Genomic DNA, 26273 nt, shown 5'->3' on the forward strand with positions numbered 1-26273 from the left:
GGCGATGTGGTCGGGTCCGATCGGCAGGTTGCGGCGTTTCGTCTCGCTTCGCTCGCTCAACGAGCGGGCTCACTCAGCGCAGCACGACGTGGCCGGGCGAGACCTCGACCAGCGAGGTGCCGTCGGGGTCGAGGCCGACCGGCTCGGGGCGCGCCGAGATGCGCTCGAGGCGTGCACGGGCACGCACCGGATCGGCGGTGAGCGCCGCATCGAGCAGGTGGCGCGTATAGGCGTGCTGCGGCGAGGCGAACACCGAGGCGGTCGGACCGAGCTCGACGATGCGGCCGCGGTTCATGACCGCGGTGCGAGTCGCGATCTCACGCACCACCGACAGGTCGTGCGTGATGAACAGGTAGGTCAGGTCGAGGTCGCGCTGCAACTGCAGCAGCAGGTCGGTGACCTGCGCCTGGATCGACATGTCCAGCGCCGACAGCGGCTCGTCGCACACCACGAAGCCGGGGCGCACGGCGATCGCGCGGGCGATCACGATGCGCTGGCGCTGCCCGCCCGAGAACGCGCGCGGGCGCCGGTGGACGGCATCCCCCTCGATCCCCACCGCGGCGAGCGCCTCGAGGGCGCGCTCGCGCACATCGTCGCCGGGCGTGAGCGCGGTCAGCGGCTCGAGCACGTTCTGCAGGGCCGTGCGGTGCGGGTTCAGCGACGAGAACGGGTCCTGGAAGATCACCTGCATCGACCGGTGGTGCGCCGCGCGCTCGGCGCGGGGCAGGGCGGTCAGATCGACGCCGTCGTACGTCACGGTGCCGGCGGTGGGCTCCTCCATCTGCAGGATGCAGCGGCCGAGCGTCGACTTGCCGCTCCCAGACTCGCCCACGAGCGCCATCGTCTCGCCGCGACGGATCGTCAGGTCGATGCCGTCGACCGCCTGCACGGTGCCGGTCTTTCGACCCCACGCGTTGCGCAGCGGGAAGGTCTTCACGAGCCCGTCGACGCGGACCAGTTCTTCGGTCGGCGCGCTCATGCGTTCCCTTCCCCGGGAGTCTCACGCGGCTCGGGACTCGGCTGCGGCTCGGGCTCGTCGGGCGCGGCCGGCGCCGCGGCGAGCAGCGTCTTCGTGTAAGGATGCTGCGGCTCGGCGAACACCCGGTCCACCGGGCCGGTCTCGACGATGCGGCCGTCCTTCATCACGAGCACGTCGTCGCACACCGCCGCGACGACACCCAGGTCGTGCGTGACGATGAGGACCGTCAGCGCGCGCTCGGCCTGGAGCGCGCGCAGCAGGGCCAGGATCTGGGCCTGGATCGTCGCGTCCAGCGCGGTCGTCGGCTCGTCGGCGAGCAGCAGCTCGGGCTGCGCGAGCAGCGCCATCGCGATCATCGCGCGCTGACGCATGCCGCCCGACAGCTCGTGCGGGTAGCGCGACAGCACGCGGTCGGGATCGGGGATGCGCACCGCGACGAGCGCCTCACGCGCCAGGGCGGTCGCCTCGCGGCGCCCGACCTTCTGGAAGCGCTGCGCGACCTCGGTGAGGTGACCGCCGATGCGCACCAGCGGGTTGAACGAGGTCATCGGGTCCTGGAACACCATCGCCGCCGGCAGCCGGCGACCCGGCAGCTCGGACGTGATGTCGGCGCCGTCGAGGACGACACGGTCCCACGATCGCCGCGCGCCGTCGGGAAGCAGGTCGAGGAGCGAGCGCAGCAGCATCGTCTTGCCCGAGCCCGACTCCCCCACGATCCCCACGACACGACCGCGCGGCACCTGGAAGGTGACGTCTTCGAGCACGCGCACGCGCCCGCCGGTGCGGCCGGGGAGGTCGACGGTGAGCGCGTCGACTTCGAGCAGGACATCCGCCCGGGTGGCCATCACGCACCTCCTTCGCTGACCGACTGCCGCAGCGCGTCGCCCAGCACGTTGAACGACAGCACAGTGAGGAGGATCAGCACACCCGGGATCAGCGCCAGGTAGGGCGCCGCCTGCAGGCTGCCCTGCGCGGTCTCGAGCAGGCTGCCCCACGAGGCCATCGGTGGCTGGATGCCCAGACCCAGGAAGCTCAGCGCCGACTCGGTGAGGATCGCGTTCGAGATGCTGGCGGTGGCCGCGACGATGATCGTCGGCGCGGCGTCGGGCAGCACGTGACGGCCGACCACGAGCACGCGGCGGACGCCGATGTACCGCGCGTAGCCGACGTACGGACGCTCGCGCAGCGACAGCGTCTCAGCACGTACGAGCCTGGCCGTGGCCATCCATGAGAACGCCCCGATCACGAAGATGATCGTCCACAGCCCCGGCTTCAGGAACACGCTCACGACGATGACGAGCACCATCCATGGGATCGACGACAGGAAGTCGACGAAGCGCATCAGCAGGTCGTCGAGACGGCCGCCGGCGTAGCCGGCCACCAGGCCCACGACCACGCCGATCGCGGTCGCGGCGGCCATCGCCAGGATGCCCACCGTCAGCGAGATGCGACCGCCGTAGACGACCCGCGAGAAGTAGTCGCGACCGAGCTCGTCGGTGCCGAACCAGTGCTCGGCGCTGGGCGGCTGCCAGCGTGCGGCAAGGTCGGTGGTCGTCGGGTCCAGCGGCAGCAGCGGCGCCAGCAGCGACACGATCGCCAGCACGACGAGGAACGCGATCGCCAGGAGCGACGACACCGATCGGAACGACCGCGTGCGGTGGACGAGCGTGTTCGCGTCGAGCGCCGCCGCGACATCGGGTACCGAGGTCATGAGCCCGCTCCGATCCGGATGCGGGGATCCACGAGGACGTACAGGATGTCGGCGATCAGGTTGCCGATGATCACGAGCACCGCCGACAGCAGCAGCACCGCGAGGATCACGGGATAGTCGAGGCTGCGCGTCGCGGTGAGGAAGTAGGGGCCGACACCCGGCCAGCCGAAGATCGACTCGGTGACGATCGCGCCGGTCACGAGGATCGGGAGGGCCAGGCCCAGCTGGGTGATGATCGGCAGCATGACGTTGCGGCTGACGTGGCGCGACAGGATCTGCCTGCCGGAGGCGCCGAAACCGCGCTGCACCAGCACGTAGTCCTGCGACAGCTGACTGATCGTGGCCGAACGCACGTACCGCGCGAGTTCGGGGAAGAAGGCGACCAGTAGCACCAGGAACGGCATCACGAAGTGCGCGAGGAAGTCCAGCGGATCGCCCTGCTTGCCCACCGAATGCATGCCGATGATCGGGAACCAGCGCAGCACGTAGCCGAAGACGTAGATGACCAGCAGCGCGAACCAGAACGACGGCGTCGCGATGCCGATGCCCGCCAGGCCGTCGATGATCTTGTCGACGAGCTTGCCGCGGCGGGAGCCGGCGACCAGGCCCAGCACGATCGCGAGGATGAGTGCGGCGATGTACGCGGGTGCGACGAGCACGATCGTGTTCGGGATGCGAACCGCGAGCTCGGACGCGATCGAGTGGCGGCTGGCGAGGGAGTAGCCCAGGTCGCCCTGCAGCACGTGGCCGAGCCACAGGCCGTACTGCACGAGCAGCGGCTGGTCGAGGCCGTACCTTTCACGGATCGCCGCGACAGTCTCGTCCGACATCTGCGGCGTCGTGATCGAGTCCACGACGTCGTACGGCGCCGCGTGCACCAGCAGGAACACCACGAACGTCACCAGCAGCAGCATCGGGACGACCTGCAGCAGGCGGCGCAGGATGTAGACCGCCATCGTTCTCCCTTCCGGCGGACGACGAAATGGATGCCGGCGGCCGAGGCCGCCGGCATCCATCCGGTCCTTACTTCTCGGTGAGGAGCCCGAAGTTCTCCAGCGTGTAGATCGGAACCAGCTTGGCATCCTCGACGCCGCCGATCCGCGGGTTGACCGCGAGGATCTTCAGGTTGTCGGCGAGGGGGAAGATGACCGCGTCATCGGCGATCTGCGCCTGCAGGTCGGCGTAGATCGCCTTGCGGGCGTCCTCGTCCAGCTCGGCCGCGCCCTGGTCGAACAGCGCGTCGGTGGCCGGGTTCGAGTACGAGAAGTAGTTCGCCGAAGCGCCGGTGCGGTACAGTGCGCTGTACGCGTCGGGGTCCTGACCCATGATGTAGCCGCCGAGGAACGCGTCGTACTGCGAGTCGGCACCCTTCTCGATCTCGTCGTAGACGGCCGCGGGCTCGACGCCCTTGAGCTCGACGGTGATGCCCGCCTTGCCCAGCTGCTCCTGGATCAGCGTCGCCTCGGTGGTCTGCGCCGGGTCGGCGCCGGCGTAGGCCAGTGTGAACGACAGGCCCGAGACTCCGGCCTCCTTGAGCAGGGCGGCGGACTTGTCGGCGTCCTGCTCGTACTTCTCGACGTCCTCGGTCGCGAACGCGTTGCTCGGCGGGAGGATCGTGTAGGCGTTCTGGTAGTAGTCCTCGCTGAGGAACGCGGCCGTGTTGATGTCGTCGCGGTTCAGCGCGAAGAAGATCGCCTGGCGCACCTTCGGGTCGGTGAGCTTCGCGGCGTTCAGGCCCAGGTAGGCCACGCGGCCCTCGGCGTACGGGTAGACGTTCAGGCCGGCGCCCTCGAGCTCGGTGATCTGGTCGGGGGTCGCGAACGACGCGTCGACCTCACCGGTCTGCAGCGCCGTCTTGGTCGTGTTGGCGTCCGACACGATGCGCAGCGTCAGCTTCTGGATCTTCGGCTTCGGGCCGTAGTAGTTCTCGTTCGCCTCGAACGTGAGGTACTGGCCGCGCTGATAGTCGGTCAGCTTGTACGGGCCCGAGCCGACCGCGAGCGGGTCGAGTTCGGTCACCGAGAAGTCGGTGACCGAGCCGTACACGTGTTCGGGGATGATGTACGTCTCGGTGGCGATGTTGCTGAGTGCCGCCGCGCTCACGCTCGGCAGGTGGAACACGACGGTGCGGTCGTCGGTCGCCTCGGCGGTGATGGGCTGGTCGCCCACCCACAGCAGGTCGGCGTTGCCGTTGTCGCGGATGGCCTTGTTCGTGTAGGTGAAGACCACGTCGTCGGCGGTGAGCGGCTCGCCGTCGGACCACTTCAGGCCCTCCTTGAGCGTCACGGTGACCGACAGGCCGTCGTCGGCGGGCTCGATCGACTCGGCCAGCTCGTTGACGACGGTGCCGTCGCCCTCGACGCGCGCCAGCGGCGAGTAGACGATGTTGGTGGCGGTGAGACCCCAGCGGTCGCTCACATTGATCGGGTTGAGCGAAGACGGGTCGCTCGCGATCGCGTACGTGAACTCGCCGGTCTGCTCGGCGGAGGTGGACTCGGGTGCCGCACCGCCCTGGGCGCAGGCTGCCAGCGTGAACGTCGCGGCCAGCGCCAGCGCGATGGGCGCGATCACTCGCCTCTTCGTGAGCTTCGGGGTCTTCATGAGTTTCGGGATCCTCTTCGCTGTGCATGCGGCCGAATGGACGCACGCTCGAGCCTAGGCGGGCGGCCGCGAACCGGGCTCCGTGACGACGAAGAATTGCGAAGTGTGACGGCGGCGCCTCGTGCACATCGTCATCGCGCGACAGTGGCGGCTGCTCACCCTGCGCATCTCGTCGAGGCGGCTGCACGGGCGGTCCTACGCTCGGATCATGCTGCTCAACGCCCCCGTGACCCTCGAGAACGCCCACGTGCGCCTCGAACCGCTCTCGCCCGACCACGCGTCCGACCTCGCCGCCGCGACGGTCGGCCTGGAGCACACGTGGTACACGTCGGTCCCCTCGGCCGAGACCGTCGGCGACATGATCGCCGAGCGGCTGACCTGGCGCGATGAGGGCCACATGAACCCGTTCGCGGTGCGCCGCCTCGACACCGGCCGCATCGTCGGCACGACCACCTTCTGCCACATCGACCAGCCCAACCGGCACGTCGAGATCGGCTACACCTGGATCGGCGTCGAGGCCCAGCGCACGTTCGTCAACACGGCGTCGAAGCTGCTGCTGATCGGCCATGCGTTCGAGGAGTGCGACGCGATCGCCGTCGAGTTCCGCACCCACTGGCACAACCGTCAGTCACGCGCCGCGATCGCGCGCCTGGGCGCCAAGCAGGACGGCGTGCTGCGCAACGCCCGGCTCGGACCCGACGGCACGCTGCGCGACACCGTGGTGTTCTCGATCCTCCCCCACGAGTGGCCGGCGGTGCGCCGGGGCCTGCAGGAGCGCCTCGCCCGCGGCTGACGAGGGTCGGTCCGGGATGCCGGCGGCAGCGGCCGCCGGCATCGGATTCGACTCAGCCGTCGATGACGGCGACCAGCTCGTCCAGGAACGCGTTGAAGTCGGTGCCGCGGCGCACGATGCGCTGCACGCTGTCGCGCTCGCTGAACACCTCGACGAACTGCTCGAACACGGTCTGGAACGCCTCGCGGTCGGTCTCGGAGAACGCGACGAGCGCGACGACCTGGACGCGCGAGTCGCCCCACGGGATCGAGGGGTCGGCGATGCCGATCGCGATGGCCGTGCGCGATGCCGTCATCTCCAGCGCGTGCGGCACCGCCAGGGCGTCGGTGAACGCCGTCGACGACAGCCGCTCACGCTCGATGGTGCGCTCGATGTAGACGTCGTCGATCACGCCGCGCTCGCGCAGCAGGGCGCCGAGGTCGCGGATCACCGCCTCTTCGCCGGAGGGATCGAGCCCTCGCACGAACGCGGACGGCTCGAAGTAGCGCTCGAGTTCGGCGCGCAGCCGCGCCAGGCGGCGGGAGCGGCGGATGCGGCCGGCGGCGGCCTGCACGCGCTCGACATCGCTGTCGGTGAGGAACGGCTGGATCCGTACGATCCGGTCGGCAGGGTCCACCGGATCGATGGTCGTGAGCACCAGGTCGGTGTCGATCGACGCCCAGTCCGGATCGACGCGGGTCTCGACGCCCACGACCTCGATCGCCTGCCCCAGCGAGCGGTCGACGCTGGAGCGCAGCAGCTCGTGGAGGTCGTAGTATCCCGGGCACACGATCGTGGCGGTGAGCAGCTGGTCGGCCCGGCGGCTGCGCTCCAGGCGGCCGCCGACGTGCATGGCGATGTAGGCGATCTCGTCGTCGGGCAGCGGGATGCCGAGCCGCTGCTGCAGGCGGCTGGCGATGAACACCGCGACCTCGAAGATCATCGGATACGTCGACTTGAGCGAGCGGGTCAGCGGATTGCGCGACCACGCCTGCTCGCGCGCACGGTGCAGCAGGTTCTGCACGTGCAGGGCGAGGCGGGCCACGAAGTCGTCGTGGGCGATGTCGACGAGGAACTCGTCGGCCGCCGCCGCCACGACCTCGCGCACGACGGCTTCGGTCTCGGGATCGAGCCCCGGAAGAGTGGATGCCGCGCCCCCGGAATCGGGTGCGACGACCCTCGTGAGCACGAGCGTCGACAGGTGCTGCAGGTCGGCACTGCCCAGGCGCACCCCGAGGTGGCGCTCGGACAGCTCGGCGATGATCTCGGCGACCTGCGACTGGGTCGGCCGCTCCCCCGCCGTCGCGGGCTCGGCCGCGTCGAGCGGCCGGTCGCGCGAGACGCGGTCGGCCGCGATGGCGATGTGCATCACGACGTCGGCGATGCCGAACTCGTTGACGAACCAGCCGAGGTCGCCCAGCCGCGCGACCAGCTCGGTCTTGAACGGACCGAACGCCTGCGCACCCACCGACCCCTCGCCGAGGGTGCGCCGCAGCGCCGACAGGTCGAAGGACCCGGCATCCATCTCGTCGTGGGCGAGCTTGGACAACAGGCGCCGCTGCGCGCCCTCGGTGCCGCGCAGCCGCGCCCGCGATGCGGACCGCTCCAGGGTCAGCTCGGTGCCGCCGAGCAGTCCCCGCACACGGGCGAGGTCGGCGTCGAGCGTCGCCGGCGAGACGTGCAGGGCATCGGCCGTCTCGAACACGTCGATGCCCTCGGGAGCGTCCAGCAGCGCCCGAACGACGGTGTGGAGCCGGTCGCGCGGCGTGCCCGCGTCGGCCTCGACGCGCAGCGCCGCCGCCGCCTCTGCTCCGGCGCGATACCCCTGCGGCCCGGACTCGATCGCGACGCCGCCGGCGACGCGAGCGTTCACCGCGGTCACGTACGAGCGGATGCTGCGCGGCGTGACCCCGAGCGCGTCCGCGAGAGCGGATGCCGTCACCCAGTCGCCCTCGCGCACGAGGAGTCCGAGCACACGATCTTGGCGGGCCCGGGTCACGTGCCCAGTCAACCACGAGCCCTGGGCCCCAGGACCGTCCGTGCGGACGGCGTTTCCGCCCCCGCGGAAGAAGGAGTGGTTGTCGACTCCCAGGGGTTTCACAAGAATGGGCCGAAAGGAGGCGGATCGATGAGGATCCTGGTGGTCTGCGGAGCGGGTGCCTCGAGCACCTTCGTCGCACAGCGCGTGCGTCACGCAGCCCACGAACAGGGTCTGGATTACACCGCCTTCGCCGGCACCGAGGCGTCGCTTCCGATCGACCTCGATTCCGCCGACGTGGTCCTCGTGGGTCCGCACCTCGCTCATGCGCTGGATCGCATCGAGCGGGATGCCGCCCCGCGCGGCACGACGGTGGTGCTGCTGCCGCCCGACATCTTCACCGACCGGGACGGCACGCGCGCGCTCGCGCTGGTGCGCGCCGCGGTCGGGAGCCCCGGGGGGCCGCTTCCGGCCGCGGGCGCGGCCGCCCAGACAGACGACTGAGACAGACAGAAACGACAGAGAGGTCCCGATATGCCACCCGTCTCCCGCACCGTCCGCATCGGATCGGCGCACGGGCTGCACGCCCGGCCCGCCAAGCTGTTCGCCCAGGCGGCGAAGGATGCCGGCATCCCGATCACGATCGCGAAGGATGCCGGAAGCCCGGTCAACGCCGCGAGCATCCTCGGGGTGATCGCGCTGGGGATCGAGCAGGGCGACTACGTGACCCTCACTGCCGACGGCGACACCGCCGAACGCACCCTCGACACGTTGGCGGAGCTGCTGACGACCGACCACGATGCGGAGGCCTGAGATGACTGAGCTTCGAGGTGTGGGGATCGGCCTGGGAGTCGCCCAGGGCCCTGTCGCGCGCATGGCGGAGCCGGCTCCGGCGCCGTCCGACGCGCCGAGCGCGCTGACCGCGGACGAGGAGAAGGCCCGTGTCGCCGAAGCCGTCGCGGCCGTGGCGCGCGAGCTCGAGTCCCGCGGCGTCCAGGCGGGCGGGGCCGCGCAGGAGGTGCTCGAGGCCCAGGCCATGATGGCCGAGGACCCGAGCCTGGCCGACGAGGTGAACGCGCGGGTCGCGCAGGGCCGCACCGGCGAGTTCGCGGTGTTCGACGCGTTCGCGTCGTTCCGCGACCAGCTCACGGCGCTCGGCGGCTACCTGGGCGAGCGCGCCGCGGACCTCGACGACGTCGCCCAGCGCGTGATCGCGCGGCTGCGCGGCGTGCCGGCGCCCGGCGTCCCCGACCCGGGGCACCCGTTCGTCCTCGTCGCAAAGGACCTCGCCCCGGCCGACACCGCCCTCCTCGATCTCGACAAGGTGCTGGCGCTGGTGACCACCGAGGGCGGCCCCACATCGCACACCGCGATCCTCGCCCGGGAGAAATCGATCGTCGCCGTCGTCGGTGCCGTCGAGGCGACCGGACTGCGCGACGGTGAGACGGTGATCGTGGATGCCGCCGCCGGCGTCGTGACCACCGACCCCACCGCCGACGAGCTCGAGCGCGCGAACCGGCGCGCCGCCGACCGGGCGGCCGCAGCATCCGCCCCCATCACCGACGGCGCCCTCGCCGACGGCACCGCGATCCCGCTGCTCGCGAACCTCGGCAACGCCGACGGCGCGGCCGAGGCTGTCGCGCTCGGCGCCGAGGGGGTGGGGCTCTTCCGCACCGAGTTCCTGTTCCTGAGCTCCAGCCAGGCGCCCACGGTCGAGCAGCAGCGAGAGGCGTACACGAAGCTGCTGGCGGCCTTCCCCGGCAAGAAGGTCGTCGTGCGCGTGCTCGACGCCGGCGCCGACAAGCCGCTGGCGTTCCTCAACGACGCCCACGAAGAGAACCCGGCGCTGGGCCTGCGGGGCATCCGCGCCCTGCGAGCGAGCGAAGACATCCTGCGCGAGCAGCTGACGGCCCTCGCCGAGGCGGATGCCGCCACCGACGCCGACCTGTGGGTCATGGCGCCGATGGTGGCCACGGTCGAGGAGACGCGGTACTTCGTCGACCTCGCCCGCGACTACGGCGTCAAGACCGCCGGCGTGATGGTGGAGGTGCCGTCCTCGGCGCTGCTCGCCGACCGCGTGCTGAGCCACGCGGACTTCGCGTCGATCGGCACGAACGACCTCACGCAGTACACGATGGCCGCCGACCGTCTGCTCGGCTCGGTGGCGTCGTTCCAGGACCCGTGGCACCCGGCGGTGCTGCGGCTCATCCGCGAGGTCGGCGACGCCGGCCGCACGAACGGCAAGCCGGTCGGCATCTGCGGCGAGGCTGCGGCCGACCCGCTCCTGGCCGTCGTGCTCGTCGGCCTCGGCGCCACGTCGCTGTCGATGGCACCCACGGCGCTCGCCGACGTGCGCGCCACCCTGCTGGAGCACACCCTCGACCAGGCACGCGCCATCGCCTCGGCCGCCCTCGCCGCGTCCGACGCGGCATCCGCCCGCGCCGCTGCCCAGGAGGCCGCGCGCGGTTAGACCGTGATCGCGCGGTCCCGACCGCGTGGCCATCATCCAGAACAAGGAGACAGCAATGACAACGGCGTCAACGCCCGCCACGGGCACGAGCAAGGCACGTGTCGGCGTCCAGCGGTTCGGCACCTACCTGTCCGGCATGATCATGCCGAACATCCCCGCGCTCATCGCGTGGGGCATCTTCACGGCGTTCTTCATCGACGTCGGCTGGACCCCGAACGCCGACCTCGCGACGATCGTCGGACCGTTCATCCACTACCTGCTGCCGCTCATCATCGCGTACACCGGCGGCAACATCGTCTACGGCGTCCGCGGCGGCGTCGTCGCGACGATCGGCACCATGGGCGCGATCGCAGGCTCCGACCTGCTCGTCGCGAACTTCAACGCGACCCTGCCCGAGGGCGACGCGCCGCTCGGCCAGGTGCACATGTTCATCGGAGCGATGATCATGGCGCCCCTCGCGGCGTACACGATGAAGTGGCTCGACAGCCTGTGGGAAGGCAAGATCAAGGCCGGCTTCGAGATGCTCGTCAACATGTTCTCGGCGGGCATCTGGGGCTTCGTGCTGGCGATCATCGGCTTCTACCCCATCGCATGGATCGTCAACGGCATCATGCAGGCGCTGGGCAACGCGGTGCACTGGCTCGTCGAGACCAACCTGCTGCCGCTCACGAGCATCCTGATCGAGCCCGCGAAGGTGTTCTTCCTCAACAACGCGATCAACCACGGCGTGCTCACCCCGCTCGGCATCGCCGAAGCGTCCGAGACCGGCCAGGGCTCGATCCTGTTCCTGCTCGAGGCCAATCCCGGCCCCGGTGTCGGCCTGCTGCTGGCGTTCACGTTCTTCGGTCTGGGCGCCGCGCGTGCGTCGGCCCCCGGTGCCGCGGTGATCCAGTTCTTCGGCGGCATCCACGAGGTCTACTTCCCGTATGCGCTCATGAAGCCGATGCTGATCCTCGCGCTCATCGCGGGCGGCATGACCGGTGTCACGACGAACATGCTCCTGGGCGGTGCGCTGCGCGCACCGGCCGCGCCAGGCAGCATCATCGCGGTGATAGCCCAGGTCGCGAACAACTCGTACTTCGCGGTCCTGTTGTCGGTGGTCCTCGCGGCCACGGTGACGTTCGTCATCTCGTGGGTCATCCTGCGGGCCTCGCGCAAGCGGGACCTCGAGGCGATGGCGGTCACCGACGACGCGTTCGGCGCGGCCATCACGCAGACCGAGGCAGCCAAGGGCAAGTCCTCCGACGCACTCAGCGGTCTTCGCGGCGGCGCGGCCACCCAGGCCGACGGCGGCGTGGAGCCCGCGACGATGACCGAGAAGCCGATCCACAACATCGTGTTCGCGTGCGACGCGGGCATGGGCTCGTCGGCCATGGGCGCGAGCGTGCTGCGCAACAAGATCAAGAAGGCCGGCATCGAGGACGTCACGGTCGTCAACAAGGCGATCGCGGCGCTGGACCCGTCGGCCGACCTCGTCATCACGCAGAACCAGCTGACCGACCGGGCCCGGCAGAAGACCCCCGACGCGGTGCACGTGTCGGTGGACAACTTCATGAACTCGCCCCGGTACGACGAGGTCGTAGACCTCGTCCGCAGCCAGCACGAGGATGGGTCCTAGCAGAGACCGCGGCGGGGCCGGGCGGGCGCGAGGCCCCCGGCCCCACCGCCTCTGCGGAGGCTGACTCGCCGGCGGGCGGCATCCATTCATCTCAGACAGACACGAGAAGGGCGAGAGAACATGGCACGCGAGGTTCTGAGCATCGGCCAGGTGCGCATCCACTCCGGCGGCGCGTCGAAGGAAGAGGCGATGAAGGAGGCCGCCGACATCCTGCAGGCGGCCGGCGCCGTGACCGGTGCGTACTACGACGCGATGCTGCAGCGCGAGCAGACGGTGTCGACGTACATGGGCAACGAGCTCGCCATCCCCCACGGCACGAACGAGACGAAGGGCGAGATCCTGGAGTCGGCGCTGTCGGTCGTGCGCTACGACGGCGGGGTCGACTGGGACGGCAATCCGGTGACGTTCGTGGTCGGCATCGCCGGCAAGGGCGACGAGCACCTGGAGATCCTGTCGCAGATCGCGATCCTGTTCTCGGAGGAGGACGACGTGGCGCGCCTGAAGGCCGCCCCGACGCCCGAGGAGCTGTTCGGGCTCGTGTCGGCGGCGGGCGTGTGATGAAGGCCGTCCACTTCGGCGCCGGCAACATCGGCCGCGGGTTCGTCGGGCTGCTGCTGCACCAGGGCGGGTACGAGCTGGTGTTCTCGGACGTGGCGGCGCCGCTCGTCGACGCCATCAACGCGACAGACCGGTACACCGTGCACGAAGTGGGCGAGGGCGGCCGAGACACCGTCGTCACCGGGTTCCGTGCGCTCAACAGCGCAGAGCACCCGGATGCGGTCATCGACGAGATCGCCGGCGCCAACGTCGTGACGACCGCGGTCGGGCCCACAGTGCTGAGATTCGTGGCGCCGCTCATCCTGTCGGGGCTCGCGCTGCGCGACCCGTCCAGCCCGCCGCTGCAGATCATGGCGTGCGAGAACGCGATCAACGCGACCGATCTGCTGCGCGACGAGATCAAGGCGCAGGCCGGCGAGGCGTGGGACGCCCTCGCCGCTCGCGCGGTGTTCGCCAACACCGCGGTCGACCGGATCGTGCCGGCGCAGCCCTCCGACGCGGGGGTCGATGTGACAGTCGAGCCGTTCTTCGAGTGGGCCATCGAGCGCCCGCCGTTCGGCGACGACCCGCCCTCGATCCCGGGCGCGCACTTCGTCGACGACCTGGCACCGTACATCGAGCGCAAACTCTTCACCGTCAACACCGGGCACGCGACGACCGCATACTTCGGCGCGCGGGCGGGGATCGACACGATCGCCGCGGCGCTCGCGGACGAGGCGATCGCGACGCAGGTGTCGGCGGCGCTCGAAGAGACCTCGGCGCTGCTCGCCGCGAAGCACGGGCTCGACCCGGACTCCCTCGCCGGCTACCGCGCGACGATCCTCCGCCGCTTCCGCAACGCCGCCCTGCCCGACACGGTGTGGCGCGTGGGGCGCCAGCCGCTGCGCAAGCTCTCGCGCCACGAGCGCTTCGTCGGCCCTGCCGCCGAAGCCGCCGAGCGCGGGCTGCCGGTCGATGCCCTCGTCGGCGCCATGGGCGCGGCGCTGGCCTTCGACGACACCGAGGACGCTCAGTCCGTCGACCTGCAGCGCATGCTGCGGGAACAGGATGCCGCTGCCTTCACCGCCGCGGTCACGGGCCTGGAGCCGCAGCATCCGCTGTTCGCGAAGGTCGAGGCGGTCGTCGCCGCGCGGCAGGCCGAGCTCGGAGTCTGACGCCGGAGGGATACGCTCGACCCGTGACCGCCGACGCGCCCGCCCCCGCCCCCGCACCCCGGCCGAAGCGTCGCGGGCTGCGGATCCTGTGGTGGATCCTCGGATCGCTCGGCGCGCTGATCGTGATCGCCGTCGTCGGGGTCGTGATCTGGAGCCAGGTAGGCGTCATGGCCGCCGAGCCGGAACCGCTCGCCGAGGTGCGCGCGAACCCGGGCATCGAGATCACCGACACCGACGCGGGGATCGTGCTCGCGCCCACCGGCGAGTCCGCCGACATCGGGCTGGTCTACATCCCCGGGGCCAAGGTCGACCCGTGGGCGTACGCGTTCAAGGTGTCGGGCCTCGTGGCCGACGACGGCATCACCGTCGTGATCACCAAGCCATGGCTGAACCTCGCGTTCTTCGACCTGCGACCGCTGTCGACCTTCACGGACCTCGCGCCCGACGTCGACGCATGGCTCGTCGGCGGCCACTCGCTCGGCGGCGTGCGCGCGTGTCAGCTCGCGACCGACGCCGATGGCCTCGCCCTGTTCGGGTCGTACTGCGCGAACGATCTGTCGGACTCGGGCCTGCCGGTCATCAGCGTGTCGGGCAGCGAGGACGGGCTCTCGACGCCCGAGAAGATCGCCGACGCCCGGCACCTCCTCCCCGATGACGCGCAGCTGCACGAGATCGCCGGCGCGAGCCACTCGTCGTTCGGCGACTACGGGCCGCAGGCCGGCGACGGCACCCCGACGATCTCGGACGACGACATGCGCGATCAGCTGACCGAGCTGGTCGGGTCGTTCGCGCTCACCACCTCCGGTCGTTGAGCGAAGGGAGCTCTGGCGCCCGCAGACGAAACATCTGCCCCTTCGCAGGGTCCGGGGCGTTTCGTCCCGCTCGTTCCTCGCTCGCTCAACGAGCGGGGGAATCCGCCGCCTAGACTGGAACCCCGTGACTGTCATCCTTGCGGGCATCGCGACGTTCGTCGCCGCGATCATCCAGCGCATCACCGGACTCGGGTTCGTGCTGGTGCTGGTCGGCCCGATCGTCCTGCTCTACGGCCCGATCGAGGGCGTGACGCTCGCGGTGCTGCTCGCGTTGGTGGCGTCGCTCGTGGCGATCCCGATGGTGTGGCGGCACATCGACTGGAAGCGGTCGTGGTGGCTCATCTGGCCCGGCCTGATCGCAGCCCCCTTCGGCGCCCTGCTGGTGCGCCTCCTCCCCGACGCGGCGCTGCTGCTCGTCATCGCCGCGATGGCCTACTTCGCCCTTCTCGCGGGGCACCTCCCCGCGCTGTCGGCCTCGCTCACCGGGCGACGCGGCGCGATCGCCTCGGGCGCCGCCGCCGGCTTCATGAACGTCGCGAGCGGGCTGGGCGGGCCGCCGCTGGCCGCGTACGCCGTCGGCGACCGCTGGGGTCAGCGCAGCTTCGCCGCGAGCGCGCAGCTCATCTTCATCGCGTTCGACATCGTGACCGTCGCGCTGCGCGGTCTCCCGGTGACGCCGGTCGAGGACGTCGGCACGCTCGTCGTCGCGACGATCGCGGGCATCGCGATCGGCACCGTGCTCTCGCGCAACGTCGCGCCGCGCATCGCCCGCGCCGCGATGCTCGTGATCGCGTGGGCAGGGGCGACGGTGGTGCTCGTGCGCGGCATCCTGGCACTCTTCATGTGAGCGATGCCGTCGGACGAGCGCGATTTCGGTTAATGCCGAATAACGCTTAGGGTTCTGTCGGCGTATCGTCACGCCGACACGATGAAGTGCGAACAGACGTGAGGGATCAATGAGCAGTCTTCGGTATGCCGTCATCGGCGCAGGACCGTCCGGCCTGTCGGCCGCACGCGCCCTGCAGCGCGAAGGCATCGACTTCGACGGCTACGAGGCGTCGCGCGGCGTCGGCGGACTCTGGGACATCGAGAACCCGCGGTCCACGATGTACGAATCGGCGCACCTCATCTCGTCGCGCACCACGACCGAGTTCGCCGAGTACCCGATGGCCTCGACGGCCGACTACCCGAGCCACCGCGAGCTCATCGCGTACTTCCGCGGTTTCGCCGACCACTTCGGGCTGACCGAGCGCTTCCGCTTCGAGACGAAGGTCACCTCGCTCGAGCCCGCCGAGGGCGGCGGATGGATGCTGCACGCCGAAGGGCCGGCCGGCCCCGTGGGCGAGCACTACGACGGCGTCATCCTCGCCAACGGCACGCTGGCCGAGCCGAACATCCCGCAGTTCCGCGGCGAGTTCACTGGAGAGCTGCTGCACACGAGCGCGTACAAGTCGGCCTCGCAGCTGAGCGGCAAGCGGGTCCTCATCATCGGCGCCGGCAACTCCGGCTGCGACATCGCGGTCGACGCCGTGCACCACGCGGCGTCCGTCGACATGAGCGTGCGCCGCGGCTACTACTTCGTGCCGCGCTATCTCTTCGGCAAGCCCTCCGACACCCTCAACCAGGGCAAGCCGCTCCCGGCGCGCCTCAAGCAGGCCCTCGACACGCGCGTGCTGCGCGCGTTCACGGGCGACCCGGTGCGCTTCGGGTTCCCCCACCCCGACTACAAGATCTACGAGTCGCACCCGATCGTCAACACGCTGATCCTGGGCCACCTGGGGCAGGGCGACCTGCGCATCATGCCCGACATCGATCGGTTCGACGGCCGCACCGTGCACTTCCGCGACGGCTCGTCTGCCGAGTACGACACGGTGCTGCTGGCGACCGGCTACAAGCTCGACTATCCGTTCGTCGACCGTGCGGCACTCGGCTGGTCGGGCATGTCGCCCAGGCTCTTCCTCAATGTCTTCACGCCCTCGTTCAACGGCCTGTACGTCATGGGCATGATCGAGGCGTCCGGCATCGGCTGGCAGGGGCGCTATGAGCAGGCGGAGCTCATCGCCGCCTACCTCGCCGCCGTCGAGCGGCACCCCGAGCGCGCAGCAGCCTTCCGCGCACGGGTCGCCGGCGAGCCGTGGCCGGACCTCACCGGCGGGTACAAGTACCTGGGTCTGGAGCGCATGGCGTACTACGTCAACAGGGACGCCTACCGTCGCGCGGTGCGCGCGGGCACTCAGCGGCTGCGAGCGGATGCCGTCACGCCGGGGCGCGGCATCCGGTCCACGTCCTCGCGTCGCGCGACGAAGAAGGAGCCCACGACATGAACCCGGACGACGTCGTCCTCGCCTTCAACCCGGGCACCCTCGTCATCCTCGACGTGGTGCTGGGCCTCATCATGTTCGGCATCGCGCTGGACACGACGCTCGACGACTTCAAGGTCGTCGCGCGCAAGCCGAAGCCGTTCGTGATCGCGATCCTGGCCCAGCTGATCGTGCTGCCTGCCGTGACGTTCGCCCTCACGCTGATCCTGCCGGTGACGCCGTCGATGGCGCTGGGCATGATCCTCGTCGCCTGCTGCCCGCCGGGCAACATCTCGCAGGTGCTGACGCATCGCTCCGGCGGCAACGTCGCCCTCTCGGTGTCGATGACGGCCGTCTCGAACCTCATCTACATCTTCGTGCTGCCCTTGTCGGTGGCGTTCTGGGGCTCGCTGCACCCCACGGCCAGCAAGCTGCTCGAAGCGGTGTCGCTGGACCCGTGGTCGATGCTCGGCGAGATCCTGCTCATCATCGGCGTCCCGTTCGCCCTCGGCCTGTTCATCCGGTACCGATTCGAAGGCTTCGCGCGCACGGTGCAGCCGTTCGTGAAGTGGTTCTCGCTGATCGCGCTGTGCGCCTTCATCGTCGGAGCCCTGGCCGGCAACTGGCAGTACTTCATCGCGTTCCTCGGCATCATCGTGCTGGTCGTGACGATCCACGACGCGGTCGCGCTGGCGATCGGGTACGGCACCGCGGTCGTCGGCGGGCTCGGCACCCGCGAGCGCAAGGCCATGACCTTCGAGGTCGGCATCCGCAACTCGGGCCTCGGTCTCGGCCTCATCTTCACGTTCTTCGGCGGGCTCGGCGGCATGGCGATCGTCGCCGGCTGGTGGGGCATCTGGGACATCATCGCCGGCCTCATCGTGGCCGCCCTGTGGGCGCGTCATACGCGCCGACGCACGGGCTCCGCGAAGGGCGACGCGTCGCGCCACGCGGTGCGATCGCTGGATGCCGGCGGCCCGGGCACCACGGAGGGCCCGGCGTCCGCACCGGGCGCCGACTCCCCCGCCGCCGACGGCCCGTCGGGAGCGGCGTCGTGAGCCGCCGCGTCCTCATCACCGGCGGCTCGGGATTCCTCGGCGCACACGTGGCCGCCGCGCTGGTCGCCCGGCCGGACGTCGAACTCGTCGTGGCCGGAGACGTGCGCGGACCGCAGCATCCTCTCGCCGGCGTCGTGTACGAAGAGTGCGACGTCACGCGGCCGGACGCGCTGGCGCCGGTGCTGCGCACGCACGGCATCGACGTCGTCGTGCACCTGGCTGCCATCGTCAACCCCGGCCGCGACCACGACCTGGAGTACCGGGTCGACGTCGACGGCTCGCGCCACGTTCTCGAAGCCTGCGTCGAGGCGGGCGTGAAGCGGATCGTCGTGTCGTCGTCGGGCGCCGCGTACGGGTACCACGCCGACAACCCCGAGTGGCTGCGCGAGAGCGACCCGGTGCGCGGCAACGACGAGTTCCCGTATTCGAAGCACAAGCGCCTCGTCGAGCAGCTGCTCGCCGGGTACCGCGAGGCGCACCCCGAGCTGGAGCAGGTCGTGTTCCGCATCGGCACGATCCTCGGCCCCACCGTGCAGAACCAGATCACGGCGCTCTGGGACGGCCCGGCGCTGCTGGGCGTGCGCGGCTCCGCGTCGCCGTTCGTGTTCGTGTGGGTCGACGACGTCGCCGCAGCCATGGCGCGTGCCGCGACCGACGGCCCGCCCGGCGTGTACAACGTCGCCGGAGACGGCCGGGTCACCGTGCCCGAGATCGCCCGGCGCCTCGGCAAGCGCGTCGTATGGGTGCCTGCCGGCGTGCTCGGCGCCGGGCTGCGCGTCGGCCGCGCGCTGCGGCTCACCGTGCACGGTCCCGAACAGGTCGGGTTCCTCCGGTACCGCCCGGTGCTCGCCAACACGCGCCTCAAGGACGACTTCGGCTACACCCCCGGCAAGACCTCTGCCGAGGCCTTCGAGGCGTACCTGGACTCCCACCCGGGCGTCGCCCGCCGCTGAGGTCCCGCTTCGTCGCTGTCGTGTCCCACAGTCCTTCACTCGGGCGCGCCGGAGCGGCGGAAAGTGGGACACGGTCGGCTCGGCCCCGCAGAAAGCAGGAGAGTGGATGCCGCGGGCCGCGGCATCCACTCTCCTGAGGTTGCGGACTAGGCGTCGAAGCCTTCGGCGATCAGGTCGATCAGCTCTTCGCGCTCCTCGACCGGGAGGAACGCGCCCGCGGCGGCGTTGAGCTGGAACGTCTCGAGGTCGTCGAGGCCGTACTCGAACGTCTCGGCCAGCAGCGCCAGCTCGCGCGTCAGCGACGTGCGGCTCATGGTGCGGTTGTCGACGTTCACCGTGACGGCGAAGCCGAGCTGGTACAGCAGGTCGAACGGGTGGTCTTCGAGCGTCGTGCCCCAGCGCTCGATGGCGCCGGTCTGCAGGTTCGACGACGGCGAGAGCTCCAGCGGGATCTCGCGGTCGCGCACCCAGCGGGCCAGATCGCCGAACTGCACCAGCACCTCTTCGCCCGCGCGCGAGACGACTTCGAGGTCCTCGGCGAGGCGCACGCCATGGCCGAGACGCAGCGCACGGCCGTCGATCAGGGCGGAGCGGATCGAGTCGAGCCCGGCCGCTTCACCGGCGTGCACGGTCGCCGGGAAGAACTCCGACGCCAGGTAGTCGAACGCCTCGCGCAGACGCGAGGGCGGGAACCCGTCCTCGGGGCCGGCGATGTCGAATCCGACAGCGCCGCGCGTACGCCAGTCCACCGCGAGCTTGGCGATCTCGAGCGAGCGGTCGGTGTGGCGCATGGCCGAGATCAGCTGGCCGACGCGGATGTCGTGGCCACGGCTCTCGGCGGCGTCCTCACCCTCTTCGATGCCCTCCTGCACGGCGGCGACGACCTCGTCCAGCGACAGCCCGCGGCCCAGATGCTGCTCGGGCGCCCAGCGCACCTCGCCGTAGATGACGCCGTCGGCAGCCAGGTCCTCGACGAACTCGCGGGCGACGCGGGTGAGTCCCTCGCGGGTCTGCATGACCGCCGTGGTCAGATCGAACGTCTTCAGGTACTCGACGAGCGAGCCGGAGTCGCTCTTGTCGGCGAACCAGTCCGCGAGGTCGTCGGCGTCGGACTCGGGCACCTCGAGGCCGATCGCGTCGGCGAGCTCGATGATCGTCCCCGGGCGCAGACCGCCGTCGAGGTGGTCGTGCAGCGACACCTTGGGCAGGCTGCGGATCGACACCCCGTCGAGGATGGCGTCGCCGTGCTGGTCGATGGGCATGGGGTTCTCCTCGGTGCGATCGCGCGTGGGGTGAGACGGTGGGTGATGAATGGATGCCGCGAACCGGCGCGACTGAACAGTCTAAGCAGTGATGCGCTCGCGGACGAGGGCCGCAGGGGCCGGAGCCTGCGCCCCGATCCGCCATGCGCCCTCGACGGCCTCGAGCGCACGCTCGAACCTCGACGCATCCTCGCCCAGCAGGGTGAACAGCGGCTGTCCGACTGCGACCTCGTCGCCCGGCTTGACGTGCAGGTCGATGCCCGCTGCATGGAGCACCGGGTCCTGCGCCCGCGCGCGCCCGGCGCCCAGGCGCCAGGCCGCGATGCCGAACGGGAGCGCCTCGACCGCGGTGACGAACCCGGCCTCGGACGCCGTCACGGTGTGGGTCTCGTTCGGCGCCGGGAGGGCGGCATCCGGATCCCCGTCCTGAGCGCGGATCATGTCGCGCCAGGCGTCCATCGCGCGGCCGTTCTGCAGCGCGCCCTCGACGTCGGCGTCGGGCTGTCCGGCCAGTGCGAGCATCTCGCGGGCGAGCGCGACGGTCAGCTCGACGACATCGGCGGGGCCGCCGCCGGCGAGCACCTCGACGGACTCGCGCACCTCGTTGGCGTTGCCGATGGCGAGGCCGAGCGGCGTGTTCATGTCGGTCAGCAGCGCGGTCGTCGCGACGCCGGAGTCGGTGCCGAGCGCGACCATCGTGCGCGCCAGTTCGCGAGCGCGATCGAGGTCCTGCATGAACGCGCCCGAGCCGAACTTCACGTCGAGCACCAGCGAGTCGGTGCCCTCGGCGATCTTCTTCGACATGATGCTCGAGGCGATGAGCGGAATGGCCTCGACGGTGCCGGTGACGTCGCGCAGCGCGTACAGCTTCTTGTCTGCGGGAGCCAGGCCCGACCCGGCGGCGCAGATCACGGCGCCGACGCCCTTCAGCTGAGCGAACATCTCGTCGTTCGACAGGGCGGCGCGCCACCCCCGGATCGACTCGAGCTTGTCGAGCGTTCCGCCGGTGTGGCCGAGGCCGCGGCCCGACAGCTGCGGCACCGCGACGCCGAAGCTCGCGACGAGCGGCGCGAGCGGCAGCGTGATCTTGTCGCCCACGCCTCCGGTCGAGTGCTTGTCGACCGTCGGCTTGCCGAGTCCGGCGAAGCTCATGCGCTCGCCCGAGGCGATCATCGCGTCGGTCATGACGCGGATCTCGTCGCGTGTCATGCCGTTGAGCAGCACCGCCATCGCGAACGCCGCCATCTGGGAGTCGGCGACATAGCCGCGCGTGTACGCGTCGACCATCCAGCGCAGCGCCGGCTCCGGTACGGCTCCCCCGTCGCGCTTGGCGCGGATGACGTCGACGGCGTCGAAGGCCTCCACGCTCATCGGGCGGCATCCTCGAGGTCACGCGGGCCGAATGCGTCGGGCAGCACCTCGTCGATGGTGCGGATGCCCGACACCGTCTCGAGCAGCATCCCCGGGATCGCGAACTCGTACAGCAGCTGCCGGCAGCGGCCGCACGGCATGATCGTGTCGCCGTGGCCGTTGACGCACACGAACGCGACGAGTCCGCCGCCGCCCGACATCTGCAGGTCGCTCACGAGCCCGCACTCGGCGCACAGGCCGACGCCGTACGACGCGTTCTCGACGTTGCAGCCGGTCACGATCCGCCCGTCGGTGACGAGGGCCGCGGCCCCCACCTTGTAGCGCGAGTACGGCGCGTACGCGCGCTGCATGGCTTCGGTCGCTGCGGAGCGCAGCTCGTCCCAGTCGATGTCGGTCACAGGTCGGATCATCCCTTTATGTACGGTTTGCCTGCGGCGGCAGGACCGCGGATCTGCCCGGCGAAGCCCGCCACGGCGAGGATCGTGACGATGTACGGAAGCATCGCCATGAACTCGACCGGGATCGGCGTCTCGAGCACCGAGAGCAGGTTGCGGAGGTTGGTCGCGAAGCCGAACAGCAGCGCCGCGAAGGTCGCGCGGATCGGGTCCCACCGGCCGAAGATGACGGCGGCGAGGGCGATGAAGCCGAGGCCGGCGGTCATGTCCTTGGTGAACTGCGGCACCGAGACGAGCGTGAAGTAGGCGCCGCCGATGCCGGCGATCGCGCCGGCGAGCGACACGTTCCAGAAACGGGTCGTGTTCACCCGGATGCCGACGGTGTCGGCGGCCTGCGGGTGCTCACCGACCGCGCGCAGGCGCAGACCCCAGCGCGTGCGGTACAGGCCCCAGGCCACCAGGGCGACGGTCACATACATCAGGTAGCCGATGAAGGTCTGGTTGAACAGCACCGGCCCGATGATGGGGATCTCGCCGAGCAGCGGGATCTTCCAGCGCTCGAACACCACGGCGCTGTTCAGCGTCCGCTCGTTCGGCACCAGGAGCGCGCCGTAGAGGAAGCCGGTGAGACCGGCGACCAGCACGTTGAGCACGACGCCGACGATGACCTGGTCGACCAGGTACTTGATCGAGAACGCCGCCAGCACGAACGCCACCAGCACGCCGCCGATCATCGCGCCGATCAGGCCCACGAACGGATTGCGCGTGATGCTCGACATCAGGGCCGCGACGAACGCGCCGAAGAGGAACTGACCCTCGATCGCGACGTTGACGACACCCGACCGCTCGCCGATGACACCGCCGAGGGCGCCGAAGATCAGCGGGATCGACAGCGACACCGCGCCGAACAGCAGGCCGGTGACGGGCACGAGGCCGTCGGAGGCCGCCCACACCAGGAACGCGAACATGCCCAGCACGCCGTACACGATCGCCAGCCATGGGCCGGGGCGACGGTAGGTGTACGCCGCCCAGAACGCGTAGAGCGTCAGCAGCAGCAGGATCACCCACACCGCCCAGCTGGTCGCGGCGGTGGGAACCGAGACGGTGGGCAGGTCGAGCGAGGACCGCGGGTCGCCCAGGCGGAACCGGCTCTCGCCGGTGCGGGGCGCCGCCAGGAACAGCAGCGCCAGCAGCGCCGTGACGATGCCCAGCGAGATCGCCAGCTTGAAGTGGCGCAGCTTCACCGGCGCCGCGGCGGCGACGGGGTGGTCGACGACAGCAGCCGAGGTCATGCCGACACCGCCTTCTCGTTCTGGGGCTCGGCAGGTCGCTTGGCAGCCTTCGCGCGCGCCTTGGCGGCCTTCTCGGCATCCGTCTTTGGCAGGAAGAAGATCGTGCGCACGAGAGGCGGCGCCGCGATGAACAGCACGATGAGCGACTGCACGACGAGCACGATGTCGACCGGGATGCCCTGCGACGTCTGCATCGTGAAGCTGCCCGCCTTGAGCGCGCCGAACAGGATGCCGGCGGCGAAGGTGCCCCACGCGCGACTGCGGCCGAGCAGGGCCACCGTGATGGCGTCGAAGCCGATGCCGGCGTCGATGTAGGCGTCGAACCCGCTGACCACGGAACCCTGGATCTGGTTCATCGCGGCCAGGCCCGACAGGCCACCGGCGAACAGCATCGCGTAGATGTACATGCGCTGCACCGAGATGCCCGCGGCGCGTGCGGCGTGCGGGTTCTCACCCACGGCGCGCAGGCGGAAGCCGAGGCTGGAGCGCTCGATGAGCCACCACACGAACACCGTCGCGGCGATGACGATCACGAAGCCCCAGTCCAGCAGCGGGAAGCGCGGGCCGAACAGCTCGGGGAACTGCGCATTGCCCGGCGTCGGGTTCGAGATGGGCTGGTTGCTGCCGGTCGCCTGCAGCAGGCCGGGGGTGCGCACGAGCCACATCACGAGGTACAGCGCGACGTAGTTGAGCATGATCGTGAGGATCACCTCGTGGGCGCCGGTGCGGGCCTTGAGCAGACCGACGATGCCACCCCAGATCGCACCGCCGGCGATGCCCGCCGCGAGCGTGACCGGGATCTGCAGCCACATCGGCAGCCCGAGCTGGAAGGTGACCAGGCCGGCCGTGGCGGCACCGATCAGCATCTGGCCGCGGCCGCCGATGTTGAACAGGCCGACGCGGAACGCGAGGGCGACACCGAGGCCGGCGGCGATCAGCGGCGCCGCGAAGCCGAGCGTGTTCGTCAGCGGTCGGATCTGCGTCGCGAAGTCGTGGGCGCGGGCGTTGAAGATCGAGCCGCGGAAGAGCGCCTCGTAGCCGCCGTAGACCGCGTTCCAGATCGCCACGAACGTGTCGCCCGGTCGCGCGAAGAAGTACGAGGACGCGGCGCGCACGTCGTCATCCGTGAACGCGATGAGGATGCCGCCGACGATCATGGCGGCGACGATCGCGAGGATCGTCGTGACCGCGCTGCCGCGCAGCAGCTCCTTGATGAAGACGTTCTGACGCGGCGGCGGGGCCACCGCGCCGTCGACGGCGCCGGGCGCGTCGGGCGTGGGAGCGGGCAGGTCCGGCGAACCGGTGAGGGGACCCGACACCGACGGCAGCTGCTCGGGCGGGAGACCCCGCGCGGGCTCTGCGGGGCCGGGAGTCGATCCCGTGGGCTCGTCGTTCACGCGGCTGCTCCGCTCTCGGGCGACTCGCCCGCCATCATGAGGCCCAGCGTGTCGCGGGGCGTGTCGCTGGGAACGATGCCGACGATCGCGCCGCGGTACATCACCGCGATGCGGTCGGCGAGGGCGACGACCTCGTCGAGCTCGGTCGAGACGACGAGCACGGGCACGCCCGAGTCGCGTGTCTCGACGATGCGGTGGTGGATGAACTCGATCGACCCGACGTCGACGCCGCGGGTGGGCTGGGCGGCGACGAGGAGCTTCAGGTCGCGGCTCATCTCGCGGGCGATGACCACCTTCTGCTGGTTGCCGCCCGACAGCGTGCCGGCGGGCACCCCGGCGCCCTGCGTGCGGATGTCGTACTCCTTGATGCGCGCCTGGGCGAACTCGTCCAGCGCGCCGCGACGGATCGTGCCGCCGCCGACGAACGCGCTGTCGCCGGAGCGGTCGAGGATGAGGTTCTCGGCCACGGTGAAGGTGCCCACGAGCCCGTCCTCGGTGCGGTCCTCGGGCACGAACCCGACGCCCTCGTCGAGGATGCCGCGGATGCTCTTGCCGACCAGCTCGACGCCGTCGAGGGCGACCGAGCCGCTCACGCGGTCGGCCAGTCCGACGATCGCCTCGACGAGCTCGGTCTGGCCGTTGCCCTGGACGCCCGCGACGGCGAGCACCTCGCCGGGCCGGATGTCGAAGGTCACGTCGTCGACGACGACGGCGCCCTCGGCGGTGATGACGCGCAGCGCCTCGACCTTCAGGCCGACGCCGTCGCCGAGGCGCGGCGGGTCCTTGTGGACGGTCAGCTCGACCGCGCGGCCGACCATGAGCGACGCGAGCTCGGCGTTGGAGGCCGTGGGCGAGGCCTCTCCGACCACCTTGCCGAGCCGGATGACGGTGATCCGGTCGGCGACGGCGCGGACCTCGCGCAGCTTGTGCGTGATGAACACGATCGACGTGCCCTCATCGCGCAGCTGCTGCATGATCGCCATGAGCTCGTCGGTCTCTTGCGGGGTCAGCACGGCGGTGGGCTCGTCGAACACGAGCACCTTCGCGTCGCGCGCGAGCGCCTTGATGATCTCGACCCGCTGCTGCACGCCGACGGGCAGCTCGCCGACGAGGGCGTCGGGGTCGATCTCGAACCCGAACCGCGCCGCGACGTCGCGCACGTGCTGTCGCGCGGCATTCAGGTCGAGGGCGCCGAGGGCCTTGGTGGACTCGTGGCCGAGCATGACGTTCTCGGCGACGGTGAAGACGGGGATGAGCATGAAGTGCTGATGCACCATGCCGATGCCCGCGGCCATGGCATCGCCCGGGCCGCGGAAGTGCTGGACGACGTCGTCCAGCAGGATGTCGCCCTCGTCCGCCTGGTACAGGCCGTAGAGGACGTTCATGAGGGTGGATTTGCCGGCGCCGTTCTCCCCCAGGAGAGCGTGGATCTCACCGGGCTTGACCACGAGATCGATGTGGTCGTTGGCCACGAGAGACCCGAACCGCTTCGTGATTCCGCGGAGCTCGAGCTTCATACTGTGCACCTTAGCGATTGAGTGATCGGGCGAGGAAGAACCGCGGCCGGGAGGATGAGGATCCCCCCGGCCGCG

Annotated in this window: 24 protein-coding genes; 12 read left to right on the forward strand and 12 right to left on the reverse strand. The window is 70.5% G+C overall.

Translation table 11 applies throughout. The annotated features are described in order from the left end of the window. Window positions 1–73: 73 nt before the first annotated feature. The 5 genes from ABEA46_RS07785 to ABEA46_RS07805 all read right to left on the reverse strand — a co-directional run bounded on the left by ABEA46_RS07785 (window position 74) and on the right by ABEA46_RS07805 (window position 5291). The gene (locus ABEA46_RS07785; protein ID WP_345543840.1) at window positions 74–979 is read right to left on the reverse strand and encodes an ATP-binding cassette domain-containing protein; all 906 of its coding nucleotides are present in this window, start codon (window positions 977–979) and stop codon (window positions 74–76) included. Continuing rightward, window positions 976–1824 carry an ABC transporter ATP-binding protein gene (locus ABEA46_RS07790; protein ID WP_345543841.1) on the reverse strand — a complete coding sequence of 283 codons (849 nt, stop codon included), beginning with the start codon at window positions 1822–1824 and terminating at the stop codon, window positions 976–978. Before ABEA46_RS07790 ends, ABEA46_RS07785 begins: the two co-directional genes overlap by 4 nt. Next, window positions 1824–2690 (reverse strand): ABC transporter permease, encoded by an 867-nt coding sequence (locus ABEA46_RS07795; RefSeq protein ID WP_345543842.1) that lies wholly within the window; start codon window positions 2688–2690, stop codon window positions 1824–1826. The genes ABEA46_RS07790 and ABEA46_RS07795 overlap by 1 nt, the downstream gene beginning before the upstream one ends. Then, window positions 2687–3646 (reverse strand): ABC transporter permease, encoded by a 960-nt coding sequence (locus ABEA46_RS07800; protein ID WP_345543843.1) that lies wholly within the window; start codon window positions 3644–3646, stop codon window positions 2687–2689. The genes ABEA46_RS07795 and ABEA46_RS07800 overlap by 4 nt, the downstream gene beginning before the upstream one ends. A 67-nt stretch (window positions 3647–3713) precedes the next feature. Further along, the gene (locus tag ABEA46_RS07805; RefSeq protein WP_345543844.1) at window positions 3714–5291 is read right to left on the reverse strand and encodes an ABC transporter substrate-binding protein; all 1578 of its coding nucleotides are present in this window, start codon (window positions 5289–5291) and stop codon (window positions 3714–3716) included. Between the two features lie 208 nt (window positions 5292–5499). Between ABEA46_RS07805 and ABEA46_RS07810 the strand changes: the two genes are divergently transcribed. Beyond that, the gene (locus ABEA46_RS07810; RefSeq protein ID WP_345543845.1) at window positions 5500–6084 is read left to right on the forward strand and encodes a GNAT family N-acetyltransferase; all 585 of its coding nucleotides are present in this window, start codon (window positions 5500–5502) and stop codon (window positions 6082–6084) included. 52 nt (window positions 6085–6136) lie between these two features. Here the strand turns inward: ABEA46_RS07810 and ABEA46_RS07815 are convergent, their stop codons facing one another. Next, window positions 6137–8062 carry a BglG family transcription antiterminator gene (locus ABEA46_RS07815; RefSeq protein ID WP_345543846.1) on the reverse strand — a complete coding sequence of 642 codons (1926 nt, stop codon included), beginning with the start codon at window positions 8060–8062 and terminating at the stop codon, window positions 6137–6139. A gap of 129 nt (window positions 8063–8191) precedes the next feature. On the opposite strand from ABEA46_RS07815, the gene ABEA46_RS07820 reads away from it, so the two are divergent. From ABEA46_RS07820 to ABEA46_RS07870, 11 genes are all read left to right on the forward strand, one after another. Then, the gene (locus ABEA46_RS07820) at window positions 8192–8545 is read left to right on the forward strand and encodes a PTS sugar transporter subunit IIB (protein WP_345543847.1); all 354 of its coding nucleotides are present in this window, start codon (window positions 8192–8194) and stop codon (window positions 8543–8545) included. A gap of 30 nt (window positions 8546–8575) precedes the next feature. Then, window positions 8576–8854 carry an HPr family phosphocarrier protein gene (locus ABEA46_RS07825; protein ID WP_345543848.1) on the forward strand — a complete coding sequence of 93 codons (279 nt, stop codon included), beginning with the start codon at window positions 8576–8578 and terminating at the stop codon, window positions 8852–8854. Window position 8855: 1 nt separating this feature from the next. Continuing rightward, window positions 8856–10511 carry a phosphoenolpyruvate--protein phosphotransferase gene (ptsP, locus tag ABEA46_RS07830; protein WP_345543849.1) on the forward strand — a complete coding sequence of 552 codons (1656 nt, stop codon included), beginning with the start codon at window positions 8856–8858 and terminating at the stop codon, window positions 10509–10511. A gap of 55 nt (window positions 10512–10566) precedes the next feature. Next, on the forward strand, window positions 10567–12129 hold the full coding sequence (locus ABEA46_RS07835; RefSeq protein WP_345543851.1) for a PTS mannitol transporter subunit IIBC: 1563 nt from the start codon (window positions 10567–10569) through the stop codon (window positions 12127–12129). Window positions 12130–12249: 120 nt separating this feature from the next. Continuing rightward, window positions 12250–12687: a PTS mannitol transporter subunit IIA gene (locus ABEA46_RS07840; protein ID WP_345543852.1), complete on the forward strand. Its 438-nt coding sequence runs from the start codon at window positions 12250–12252 to the stop codon at window positions 12685–12687. Then, window positions 12687–13841, forward strand: coding sequence for a mannitol-1-phosphate 5-dehydrogenase (locus ABEA46_RS07845; protein WP_345543854.1), 1155 nt, complete (start codon window positions 12687–12689; stop codon window positions 13839–13841). Before ABEA46_RS07840 ends, ABEA46_RS07845 begins: the two co-directional genes overlap by 1 nt. A 23-nt stretch (window positions 13842–13864) precedes the next feature. After that, window positions 13865–14653, forward strand: coding sequence for an alpha/beta hydrolase (locus ABEA46_RS07850; protein ID WP_345543855.1), 789 nt, complete (start codon window positions 13865–13867; stop codon window positions 14651–14653). 124 nt (window positions 14654–14777) lie between these two features. After that, window positions 14778–15500, forward strand: coding sequence for a sulfite exporter TauE/SafE family protein (locus ABEA46_RS07855; RefSeq protein WP_345543857.1), 723 nt, complete (start codon window positions 14778–14780; stop codon window positions 15498–15500). Between the two features lie 109 nt (window positions 15501–15609). Continuing rightward, the gene (locus tag ABEA46_RS07860) at window positions 15610–16977 is read left to right on the forward strand and encodes a flavin-containing monooxygenase (protein ID WP_345543858.1); all 1368 of its coding nucleotides are present in this window, start codon (window positions 15610–15612) and stop codon (window positions 16975–16977) included. Next, window positions 16974–18011: a bile acid:sodium symporter family protein gene (locus ABEA46_RS07865; protein ID WP_345543859.1), complete on the forward strand. Its 1038-nt coding sequence runs from the start codon at window positions 16974–16976 to the stop codon at window positions 18009–18011. The genes ABEA46_RS07860 and ABEA46_RS07865 overlap by 4 nt, the downstream gene beginning before the upstream one ends. Then, window positions 18008–18964, forward strand: a complete 957-nt coding sequence (locus ABEA46_RS07870) for an SDR family oxidoreductase (protein ID WP_345543860.1) — start codon at window positions 18008–18010, stop codon at window positions 18962–18964. The genes ABEA46_RS07865 and ABEA46_RS07870 overlap by 4 nt, the downstream gene beginning before the upstream one ends. 146 nt (window positions 18965–19110) lie before the next feature. Here ABEA46_RS07870 and ABEA46_RS07875 read toward each other — a convergent pair whose 3' ends face one another. The 6 genes from ABEA46_RS07875 to ABEA46_RS07900 all read right to left on the reverse strand — a co-directional run bounded on the left by ABEA46_RS07875 (window position 19111) and on the right by ABEA46_RS07900 (window position 26198). Beyond that, window positions 19111–20226, reverse strand: coding sequence for an adenosine deaminase (locus ABEA46_RS07875; protein WP_345543861.1), 1116 nt, complete (start codon window positions 20224–20226; stop codon window positions 19111–19113). Window positions 20227–20307: 81 nt separating this feature from the next. After that, a complete protein-coding gene (locus ABEA46_RS07880) occupies window positions 20308–21597 on the reverse strand; it encodes a thymidine phosphorylase (RefSeq protein WP_345543862.1) in 1290 nt (429 codons plus the stop codon). Continuing rightward, window positions 21594–21995: a cytidine deaminase gene (locus tag ABEA46_RS07885; RefSeq protein ID WP_345543863.1), complete on the reverse strand. Its 402-nt coding sequence runs from the start codon at window positions 21993–21995 to the stop codon at window positions 21594–21596. Before ABEA46_RS07885 ends, ABEA46_RS07880 begins: the two co-directional genes overlap by 4 nt. Window positions 21996–22003: 8 nt before the next feature. Beyond that, window positions 22004–23284, reverse strand: coding sequence for an ABC transporter permease (locus ABEA46_RS07890; protein ID WP_345543864.1), 1281 nt, complete (start codon window positions 23282–23284; stop codon window positions 22004–22006). Continuing rightward, window positions 23281–24681: an ABC transporter permease gene (locus ABEA46_RS07895; RefSeq protein ID WP_345543865.1), complete on the reverse strand. Its 1401-nt coding sequence runs from the start codon at window positions 24679–24681 to the stop codon at window positions 23281–23283. Before ABEA46_RS07895 ends, ABEA46_RS07890 begins: the two co-directional genes overlap by 4 nt. Next, window positions 24678–26198 carry an ABC transporter ATP-binding protein gene (locus ABEA46_RS07900; RefSeq protein WP_345543866.1) on the reverse strand — a complete coding sequence of 507 codons (1521 nt, stop codon included), beginning with the start codon at window positions 26196–26198 and terminating at the stop codon, window positions 24678–24680. Before ABEA46_RS07900 ends, ABEA46_RS07895 begins: the two co-directional genes overlap by 4 nt. Window positions 26199–26273: the final 75 nt, after the last annotated feature.

This window comes from Microbacterium jejuense, assembly GCF_039544225.1.
GTDB lineage: Bacteria > Actinomycetota > Actinomycetes > Actinomycetales > Microbacteriaceae > Microbacterium > Microbacterium jejuense.

Coding starts and splice junctions, on each gene's coding strand:
- ABEA46_RS07845 (WP_345543854.1), top strand. CDS start 12,687: ATGAAGGCCGTCCACTTCGGCGCCGGCAACATCGGCCGCGGGTTCGTC.
- ptsP (WP_345543849.1), top strand. CDS start 8,856: ATGACTGAGCTTCGAGGTGTGGGGATCGGCCTGGGAGTCGCCCAGGGC.
- ABEA46_RS07825 (WP_345543848.1), top strand. CDS start 8,576: ATGCCACCCGTCTCCCGCACCGTCCGCATCGGATCGGCGCACGGGCTG.
- ABEA46_RS07795 (WP_345543842.1), bottom strand. CDS start 2,690: ATGACCTCGGTACCCGATGTCGCGGCGGCGCTCGACGCGAACACGCTC.
- ABEA46_RS07890 (WP_345543864.1), bottom strand. CDS start 23,284: ATGACCTCGGCTGCTGTCGTCGACCACCCCGTCGCCGCCGCGGCGCCG.
- ABEA46_RS07865 (WP_345543859.1), top strand. CDS start 16,974: ATGAACCCGGACGACGTCGTCCTCGCCTTCAACCCGGGCACCCTCGTC.
- ABEA46_RS07840 (WP_345543852.1), top strand. CDS start 12,250: ATGGCACGCGAGGTTCTGAGCATCGGCCAGGTGCGCATCCACTCCGGC.
- ABEA46_RS07805 (WP_345543844.1), bottom strand. CDS start 5,291: ATGAAGACCCCGAAGCTCACGAAGAGGCGAGTGATCGCGCCCATCGCG.
- ABEA46_RS07860 (WP_345543858.1), top strand. CDS start 15,610: ATGAGCAGTCTTCGGTATGCCGTCATCGGCGCAGGACCGTCCGGCCTG.
- ABEA46_RS07785 (WP_345543840.1), bottom strand. CDS start 979: ATGAGCGCGCCGACCGAAGAACTGGTCCGCGTCGACGGGCTCGTGAAG.
- ABEA46_RS07900 (WP_345543866.1), bottom strand. CDS start 26,198: ATGAAGCTCGAGCTCCGCGGAATCACGAAGCGGTTCGGGTCTCTCGTG.
- ABEA46_RS07790 (WP_345543841.1), bottom strand. CDS start 1,824: ATGGCCACCCGGGCGGATGTCCTGCTCGAAGTCGACGCGCTCACCGTC.
- ABEA46_RS07875 (WP_345543861.1), bottom strand. CDS start 20,226: ATGCCCATCGACCAGCACGGCGACGCCATCCTCGACGGGGTGTCGATC.
- ABEA46_RS07810 (WP_345543845.1), top strand. CDS start 5,500: ATGCTGCTCAACGCCCCCGTGACCCTCGAGAACGCCCACGTGCGCCTC.
- ABEA46_RS07835 (WP_345543851.1), top strand. CDS start 10,567: ATGACAACGGCGTCAACGCCCGCCACGGGCACGAGCAAGGCACGTGTC.
- ABEA46_RS07880 (WP_345543862.1), bottom strand. CDS start 21,597: ATGAGCGTGGAGGCCTTCGACGCCGTCGACGTCATCCGCGCCAAGCGC.
- ABEA46_RS07820 (WP_345543847.1), top strand. CDS start 8,192: ATGAGGATCCTGGTGGTCTGCGGAGCGGGTGCCTCGAGCACCTTCGTC.
- ABEA46_RS07800 (WP_345543843.1), bottom strand. CDS start 3,646: ATGGCGGTCTACATCCTGCGCCGCCTGCTGCAGGTCGTCCCGATGCTG.